The sequence below is a fragment of the Mesorhizobium sp. Cs1321R2N1 genome (assembly GCF_037179725.1).
Taxonomy (GTDB): domain Bacteria; phylum Pseudomonadota; class Alphaproteobacteria; order Rhizobiales; family Rhizobiaceae; genus Mesorhizobium; species Mesorhizobium salmacidum.
The window spans coordinates 1-8,478 of the sequence record NZ_JAPYKP010000193.1; the positions used below are offsets into that span (position 1 = coordinate 1).

Consider the following 8,478-nt stretch of genomic DNA (forward strand, 5'->3'; position numbering starts at 1 on the left):
TCAGGCTCCTTGTTGAAGAAGCCCGTCATGCTCTGCCGCTGCCGGAGGACGCTCAATGCGAGCGCGACGCACGGCCCGTAACCGCTACCTCAACCGCAGGCGCCCTCCCGCGCAGCGGGTTCGTTCTACGGCCCCTATTGAGACGTTCCTCGGTTCTAAGCGTCGGCTCATCGTGCCCAGCGGTCGTTTCGCGGCAGTTCTGAAGGCGCCATTTGATGCGCCACAATGTTGGGACGAGCGACCGCCGAACCGACGGCCGTCTTGCGTTCAGTGCCCGAGCGCCAGCGACGGCGCGATGCGGTCGCGCCGTAGCCAGCGGGCCAGAAGCAGGGCCGCCACCACGGCCAGTCCCGACGACAGGCCGATCCAGATGCCGACGCCGTGGAAGCCGAAATGGAAGGCGAGCAGCACGCCGAGCGGCAGGCCGACGCCCCAGTAACCGATCGCGGCATAGATCATCGGCACCTTGGTGTCGTGCAGGCCGCGCAGCATGCCGGCGGCAACCGCCTGCGCGCCGTCGAAGACCTGGAACAGGGCGGCAAACACCAGGAACGAAACGGCAAGCGCGATCACCCTGGCATTGGCCGGATTGCCGAGGTCGATGAAGGCGCTGATCAGGAGATGCGGCCAAAGCACCATCACCAGTCCCATCAGCGCCATGAACGAGACGCCGATGACGAAGGCGGTCCAGCCGGCGCGCGAGACGCCCTCGGGATTGCCGGCGCCATGCGCGAGCCCGACCCGCACCGTCACCGCCTGGTTGAGGCCGAGCGGGACCATGAAGGAGATCGAGGCGATCTGGATGGCGATCGCGTGCGCGGCCAGAGAATCCGCGTCGATCAGGCCCATCAGCAGGGCTGCCGCGTTGAAGATCGTCACCTCGAAGGCAAGGATGCCGGCGATCGGCAGGCCGAGCCGCAGCAGGCCCTTGAAGCGCGGCCAGTCGGACCGCCAGAAACGGCCGAACAGATGGTAGCGCCGGAATTTCTTCTCCAGCATCACCACGACAGCCATGCCGACGAACATCAGCGTGCTGGACAGCGAGGTGGCAAGACCGGAGCCGGCGATGCCCATGGCCGGCACACCGAGATTGCCGAACATGAACAGCCAGTTGAAGAAGGCGTTGCAGGCGACGGCGACGAAAACGATGATCAGCGCCCAGCCCGGCCGCTCCAGCGCCGAGATGAACGAACGCAGCACGATATAGCCGTAGAAAGGCAGCACCGCCCATTCCAGCCAGCGCAGGTAGATGCCGGCCTGATGCGCCAGCGCGGGCTCCTGGCCCATGGCCAGCAGAATGGCCTCGCCGTGCCAAAGCACGAGCCAGATCGGGATCGCGATCAGGATCGCCAGCCACAGGCCCTGACGCACGGTGCGGCGCAGATCGCGCACGGAATGGCGGCGGCGGCCAAGCTCGGTGGCGATCATCGGCGAGGTCGCCAGCATCAGGCCGAGGCCGAAGATCAGCGGCATGAAATAGAGATTGGCCCCGAGCGCGCCGCTGGCCAGCGTGTCCGCGCCGAGGCGCCCCATCATCATGACGTCGGTCGCGGTCATCGCCGTCTGCCCGAGATTGGTCAGCACCATCGGCCAGGCCAGCGCCAGCGTCGCCCTGATTTCCCGACGCCAAAGATTTTCCGGCGCGCGAGCGCCGGCTTGGATCGCAGACATTGTCCTGCTCTTTCAGAACACGGCGCGTCGGGCCACGCCCGGAAGCCGCACAGCAACGGCACGAAATGGCGCCGTTTGCGCCGTCTATTGAACGAAACGCGACATGAAGGCAAGGGAGGAGGCGCCAGAACAGATTGAGCCAGCGCCTTGCCCGGGAACCGCCGCCTCGTTCCCTTGCCGGCCAGGGACTGCTACGGATCCAACACCGGCGACCGGGGAATTGTGGGAGGCAGGATGGCGTTCAGACGCAGAAAGAACACGGCAGCGATCCCGCGCACGGCGCCTTCCTTCGAGCATATCGTCACCGAGGCGAGCGACAGTTTCCTGTGGCGGCTGGACGACTATCCCTGGGAGCGCAATGTCTGGAACTTCCACCCGGAGTACGAGATCCATCTGCTGCGGAAATCCTCCGGCGTGGTCCTCGTCGGTGATCATATCGGCGAGTTCGGGCCGGGCTACCTCACCATCGTCGGCGGCGGCCTGCCGCATGACTGGGTCACCGCGGTGCAGCCGGGCGAATTGATCGATGGCCGCGACATCGTGCTGCAATTCGATCCCGAGCGGCTGCGCGGGTCGGCTGACATGCTGCCCGAACTGCGCGAACTGGAGCCGTTCCTGGAACGGTCTCTGCGCGGGATCGTCTTCCACGGCGGAACCGCGCTTGAAGGCGCCGCGCTCATGGAGCGGATGGGCACGGTGCAAGGGCTGACCCGGTTCTGCCTGTTCCTCGAACTGGTCGATCTGCTGGCCAGGACCGACGAGTATGAGCTGTTGTCATCGCCGGACTTCCAGCCGGTTCTCGACGCCGCCTCGCTCGACATCGTCCAGCGCACGCTGACCTATCTGTTCCAGCATTTCGCCGAAGATCTGAAGCTGCCTGAGGTGGCCGAGCTTGCCGGCATGAGCGAAAGCACCTTCTCGCGCTTCTTCCAGAAGAACACCGGCAACTCCTTCAGCGACCATCTTGCCAAGCTCAGGCTGTGGCAGGCGTGCAAGCTCCTGGCCGACACCGATATCCCGATCACCGACATCTGTTTCCAGGTCGGCTACATGAACATCTCCAACTTCAACCGCGCCTTCCTGCGCAAGCACAAGATGACGCCGTCATCCTATCGCAAGCTGTCGCGGCAGCGTCTGGCGATGCGCGCATAAGCGCATCCTGAATCATCGTTTTGGACCAGATCGATACTCATGTGACGCGCTCCATACGGGTGCGCCGGTTTTTGCGCTGCACAATGCATAAAAGTACAGGTCAGCTGCAACGGGGCTTCTAGCGTCGCCCAACGCAACTGCGCATTTTGGTGATGGGTGGCATGTCGTTCGGGCGATGGTGAGGATCGCGTAACCCGAGGACTGCGCTTCCTGCGACGTATTCCTGGAGGAGAAAAGATCATGAAACCAGTTCGGCTCGCGGCCAGCCTTGGCGCAGCTTTCGTGCTTTCCACTACCGTTTCAACCCTAGCCCTGGCGCAGGCGCCGGTCTGCTCGGCACCGGTCAAGGTGCTGGCGCAGCCCCGCGATGGCCTGACGCTTCTGGAGGACTCCAAGGCCGAGTTCGAGAAGCTCTCCGGCGCGAGCTTCAAGATCGATTATCTGAACGAAAACGACCGCCGCGCCAAGTCGCGCGCCGACGCGTCCACCGTCGGCAATTACAACGTCTAGTATGTCGATGAAGCCAATGTGGCGCTTTTCGCCTCGTCGAAGTGGATCGTGCCGCTGACCGATTATTATCCGGCTGACTACGACTATGCCGACTTCGATCCGGGCCGCCAGAAGGTCGCCACCTATGACGGCAAGGTCTGGTTCGCGCCGCTGACCGGCGGCGGCGACCTGATGGTCTACCGCAAGGACGTGCTGGAAGCCGCCGGCATCCAGCCGCCCAAGACCCTGGACGAGCTGATCGCCGACGTGCCGAAGCTGACCAACGCCGACAAGGGCATGTATGGCATCGCGCTGCGCGGCGCGCGCGGGTCGGGCGCCAATGTCTGGCGCTGGATGCCGTTCTTCAAGGCCTATGGCGGCAAGTGGTTCGACGGCGACAAGCCGGCCTTCAATTCGGACGCGGCCGTCAAGGCGACCGAGGCCTATCTGAAGCTTTTCAAGGATTCGGCACCGGGGACCCAGACCGGCAGCTGGGACGAATCGACTGGCGCCTTCCTATCGGGCCAGGTCGCGATCCTCGTCGAATCGACGCCGCTTTCGGGCATGGCGGTCGACCCGAAGACCTCGCAAGTGGTCGGCAAGATCGGCTTCCTGCCGCCGCCCTCGCCGCTTCCCGGCGGCGGTTACGGCCATGGCCTCGCCATCGCAGCGAAGGCCAATGCCGACGACGCTTCGAAGAAATGCGCCGGCCTGTTCATCGCCTGGGCAACCTCGAAGGAAAATGAGAAGCGCCGGCTCGACGCTCACCAGTTCGGTGAGCTGAACCGCACCAGCATCCTGTCCAGCAAGGAGTTCGCCGATATCTATGGCGCCGATCTCGGCCAGGCGCTTGCCGAAACCGGCAAGGTCACGGCGGTGAACTTCTGGCAGGATCCGCGCTGGCCGGATCTCGGCGACCGCTGGGGCATCATCCTCGAGGAATTGATTGCCGGCACACGCACCGACGTCAAGGGCAGCCTCAACGAGCTCGAGGCCTACGCCAATGAGCTGGTGAAGAAATAGGCCCCTCCCTCTTGCGGCGCGCGGTTCGCGGCATTCCCTGGGAATGCCGGGACCTGTGTGTCGCAGGAGGGCCTGCCCTGTCCCGCGCGCGGGTTCCGCCATGTCCAGATATCAGAGACACAGCAAGGCCTGAGACCAATGCCTCGACGTTCATCCCTGCCGGTCACCTTTGTCGTGCCGACACTGGTCATTCTGCTGATCCTGTCGATGGTGCCGACGCTCTACGCGATCATCATCGCCCTGCAGAACCGCGAGCTGAGCTCGACGGCCTATTCCTGGGTCTGGTTGTCGAATTTTGTCGACCTGTTCTCCGACCGCCGCTTCCTCAACGCCGTCTGGGTGTCGGTGAAGTGGGAGGTCGTCACCGTCATCGCAACGATGGTCGTCGCGATCGGGCTCGGCGTGCTGATGTTCGAGGTCGCCTCGCCGCGCCTGCGCAACCTCTACTGTCTGTTGTTCATCATCCCGGTGCTGCTGCCGCGCGTCTCGGCGGCCTTCGTGTGGAAGTTCGCCTATCACCCGCTCTACGGCATCGCCACCTACCCTTACCGGCTGCTGACCGGCGGGCTGATCTTCGACCCGCTGTCCAAGCCGTCGACGGCGCTGTTCGCCGTCGCTTCGGTCGATGTCTGGCAGTGGGGCCTGTTCTTCGCCGTTATCGTGCTGAAGCTGCTGGAGACCTTGCCGCCGCAGCCGATCGAGGCGGCCCGGCTCGACCACGCCCGGCGCTGGCAAATCCACGCCTATGTCACTTTGCCGATGCTGAAGGCGCCGCTGATCAGCCTGATGTTCGTCAAGATGATCGAGTCGCTGCGCTCCTTCGACCTGATCTATGTGATGACCCGCGGCGGGCCGGGGGTCGCGACCGAAACGCTCGACATGTACGCCTTCTCGCAAGGCTTCATCGAATCCGGCAAGGTCTCCTATGCATCGGCGATGGCCGTGCTGATGATGATCGCCACCGTCATCACCTTCACCATGCTGTGGAAGCGGGTGCAGGCATGAGGCCCGGCCGCATCATCGCCAAGGCCGTCCTGGCCTTCGCCGGCTTCGTCGCGGTGTTTCCGCTGCTGTGGACAGCGCTCAATTCGCTGAAGAACAGCGTCGATATCATCACCCGCGTTCCCCGCCTGGTGTTCACGCCGACGCTTGCCAACATCGCCTACATACTTGGCCGCGACAGCGTCGTTACCGGCCTCTACAATTCGGTCGTCGCTTGCGGCACAGCCGTGCTGATCGGCGTCGTGCTCGGTTTGCCCGCGGCTTACGCGGTGGCGCGTTATCCCAACCGCTGGGCCGGCGACATCCAGTTCTTCGTGCTGTCGCTGCGCTTCCTGCCGCCGGTGGCGGTGGCGATCCCGCTTATGGTGATCTGGCTGCAGCTCGGTCTTTATGACACGCTGCCGGCGCTGATCGTCACCTATTCGCTGCTCACCATCTCGGTGATCATGTGGCTCGCCATTCCAGCCTTCCAAGCCGTGCCGAAGGAGATCGAGGAAGCCGCCTTCGTCGACGGCTACGGCGCCTATTCGGTGTTCTGGCGGATCGCGCTGCCGGTGGCTGCACGCTCGCTGATCGGCGCGGTGGCCTTCAGCTTCGTGCTGGTCTGGAACGAGTTCCTGATCGCGCTGATGCTGTCGAGTTCCAACGCCAAGACCTTGCCGATCGTTGCCTCCGAACTCTCCCAGCAAGGCATGAACGTGCCGTGGGGCATTCTCAACGCCTCGGTCGTGCTCCTGTCGCTGCCGCCGCTGCTGTTCCTCGGCGTGCTCAGCGGCTTCCTGAATTCTGTTTTCCGGCAAAAAAAGACTTGAAGTGAGGACTTACCCGATGCGGGCTTTGGTGCTTGAGAAAAAAGGTGAATTGTCGCTGCGCGAGATCGCGTTGCCGCTCGATGTCGGCCCCGACGATGTCAGGATCGCCATCCACACGGTCGGCGTCTGCGGCAGCGACGTGCACTATTACACGCATGGCGCCATCGGCAGCTATGTCGTGCGGGCGCCGATGGTGCTCGGCCACGAGGCTGCGGGCACAATCGTCGAGGTCGGCGCCAATGTCGGGAGTCTGAAGGTCGGCGACCGCGTCTGCATGGAGCCCGGCGTGCCGAATCTGTCGTCGCGCGCGACAAAGCTCGGCATCTACAATGTCGACCCCGACGTCACTTTCTGGGCGACCCCGCCGGTGCATGGCATCCTTGCTCCCTATGCCGTGCACCCGGCCGCTTTCACCTACAAGCTGCCGGACAATGTCTCCTTCGCCGAGGGCGCCATGGTCGAGCCCTTCGCCATCGGGATGCAGGCGGCTAGCCGCGCCCGCATCGTCCCGGGCGATGTCGCCGTCGTCGTCGGCTGCGGCCCGATCGGCATCATGATCGCCCTTGCCGCCCTTGCCGGCGGTTGTTCGAAAGTGCTGATTTCCGATTTTTCCGCGCCCAAGCTGAAAATCGCCGCGCAATATGCCGGCATCGTACCGGTCAATGTCGGCGAGCAGTCGCTGGTCGATGCCGTCGCGGCAGCTACCGACAATTGGGGTGCCGACATCGTCTTCGAGGCGAGCGGCAGCCCCAAGGCTTTCGCCGATCTGTTCGACGTCGTGCGGCCAGGCGGCGCGGTGGTGCTGGTCGGGCTGCCGGTGGAGCGGGTGGCCCTCAACGTGCCGGCGGCGATCTCGAAGGAAGTGCGCATCGAGACGGTGTTCCGCTATGCCAACATCTTCGACCGCGCCCTGCAGCTCATCGCCTCCGGCAAGGTCGACCTCAAGCCGCTGATCACCGGGACCTATGATTTCGCCGACAGCATCGAGGCGTTCGAACGGGCGGCCGAAGGCAACCCGCAGGATGTCAAGCTGCAGATCCTGCTCACAGGCGAAAAGGGCTGACCATGTCCGCGATCGTTTGCTCCCATGTCGACAAGGCCTATGGCGCCACCACGGTGATCCGCGATCTCAATCTCTCGATCGAGGAGCACGAATTCGTCGTATTCCTCGGCCCGTCCGGCTGCGGCAAGTCGACCTTGCTCAGGATGTTGGCGGGGCTGGAGGACATCAGCGGCGGCGAGGTCTCGATCGGCGGCAAGGTGGTCAACGACCTCGATCCGGGCGACCGCGGCATCGCCATGGTGTTCCAGAACTACGCGCTCTATCCGCACATGAGCATCTTCGACAACATCGCCTTCGGGCTGCGGCGCCAGAAGGTCCCGGCGCCGGAGATCCGCAAGCGGGTCGAAGCGGTGTCGAGGACGCTGGGACTGGACCCCTATCTCGGCCGCAAGCCGGCCGAACTCTCGGGCGGTCAGCAGCAGCGCGTGGCGATCGCGCGGGCCATGATCAAGACTCCCAAGGTGTTCCTGTTCGACGAGCCGTTGTCCAATCTCGATGCCAAATTGCGCAACCACATGCGCGTCGAGATCGCGCGGCTGCACCAGTCGCTGAAGACCACCACCGTCTATGTCACGCACGACCAGCTGGAGGCGATGACGCTCGCCGACCGTATCGTGCTGCTCAAGGATGGCATCATCGAGCAGATCGGCTCGCCGGCGGAAATCTACGGGCGGCCGCGCAATATGTTCGTGGCCGGCTTCATCGGCACGCCGAACATGAACTTTGTCGATGTGACGGTCGGCCGGGCCGGGAACGACTGGACGCTGACCGGCGCCGGGACGGTGCTTTCGATAGACGGGGCAGGCTTTCATCTCCAGCCGGGCGATCGCGCCGTGCTGGGCATCCGGCCCCCGGACCTGAAGACGGCCGGTGCCGGCGCCACCGGCCTATTGCAAGGCACCGCCGATCTCATCGAATTCCACGGCAATGACGCGCTGGTGACATTCGGCTCCGGCGGCAAGGAGATCAGCGCGCTGGTTCCGGCACGCGACTGCCCGGTGCTGCATGCTCCCGTCCTCTATACGTTCGAGGAGAATGACATTCACCTGTTCGACGCGACATCGGGCGCGTCCCTGCGCAGGCAATAGCGCGAAAGCCTACCGGATCGCGTCAAGCATCTGCCGCTGCCGGTGCATTTCCAGGAAAATCCGGTAGTCGCGATCGAAGCGGGCGCCGGCCGCCGGGTTGGCGGCGCGTGTCCTGCCGCCCTGCTGCATGGCAAGGCAGGCGGCGTTGAGATCGGGGAAAAGCCCGGCGGCGGTCGCC

Annotated in this window: 6 protein-coding genes and 2 pseudogenes; 6 read left to right on the top strand and 2 right to left on the bottom strand. The window is 64.3% G+C overall.

Annotation, left to right across the window (positions count from 1 at the left end):
- Positions 1–267: 267 nt before the first annotated feature.
- Positions 268–1,671, bottom strand: coding sequence for an MATE family efflux transporter (locus tag O7A61_RS29305; protein WP_337132730.1), 1,404 nt, complete (start codon positions 1,669–1,671; stop codon positions 268–270).
- A gap of 234 nt (positions 1,672–1,905) precedes the next feature.
- Between O7A61_RS29305 and O7A61_RS29310 the strand changes: the two genes are divergently transcribed.
- The 6 genes and pseudogenes from O7A61_RS29310 to O7A61_RS29335 all read left to right on the top strand — a co-directional run bounded on the left by O7A61_RS29310 (position 1,906) and on the right by O7A61_RS29335 (position 8,300).
- Positions 1,906–2,823 carry an AraC family transcriptional regulator gene (locus O7A61_RS29310; RefSeq protein ID WP_032935832.1) on the top strand — a complete coding sequence of 306 codons (918 nt, stop codon included), beginning with the start codon at positions 1,906–1,908 and terminating at the stop codon, positions 2,821–2,823.
- Positions 2,824–3,063: 240 nt separating this feature from the next.
- Positions 3,064–4,335, top strand: a pseudogene (locus O7A61_RS29315) (ABC transporter substrate-binding protein).
- A 138-nt stretch (positions 4,336–4,473) separates the two neighbouring features.
- Positions 4,474–5,340 (top strand): carbohydrate ABC transporter permease, encoded by an 867-nt coding sequence (locus O7A61_RS29320; RefSeq protein ID WP_337132731.1) that lies wholly within the window; start codon positions 4,474–4,476, stop codon positions 5,338–5,340.
- Positions 5,337–6,149, top strand: coding sequence for a carbohydrate ABC transporter permease (locus O7A61_RS29325; protein WP_337132732.1), 813 nt, complete (start codon positions 5,337–5,339; stop codon positions 6,147–6,149). The genes O7A61_RS29320 and O7A61_RS29325 overlap by 4 nt, the downstream gene beginning before the upstream one ends.
- 16 nt (positions 6,150–6,165) lie before the next feature.
- Positions 6,166–7,212 carry an NAD(P)-dependent alcohol dehydrogenase gene (locus O7A61_RS29330; protein WP_337132733.1) on the top strand — a complete coding sequence of 349 codons (1,047 nt, stop codon included), beginning with the start codon at positions 6,166–6,168 and terminating at the stop codon, positions 7,210–7,212.
- Positions 7,213–7,214: 2 nt separating this feature from the next.
- The gene (locus tag O7A61_RS29335; RefSeq protein ID WP_337132734.1) at positions 7,215–8,300 is read left to right on the top strand and encodes an ABC transporter ATP-binding protein; all 1,086 of its coding nucleotides are present in this window, start codon (positions 7,215–7,217) and stop codon (positions 8,298–8,300) included.
- Between the two features lie 9 nt (positions 8,301–8,309).
- Here O7A61_RS29335 and O7A61_RS29340 read toward each other — a convergent pair.
- Positions 8,310–8,478, bottom strand: a pseudogene (locus tag O7A61_RS29340) (ribulokinase); the annotation flags it as partial.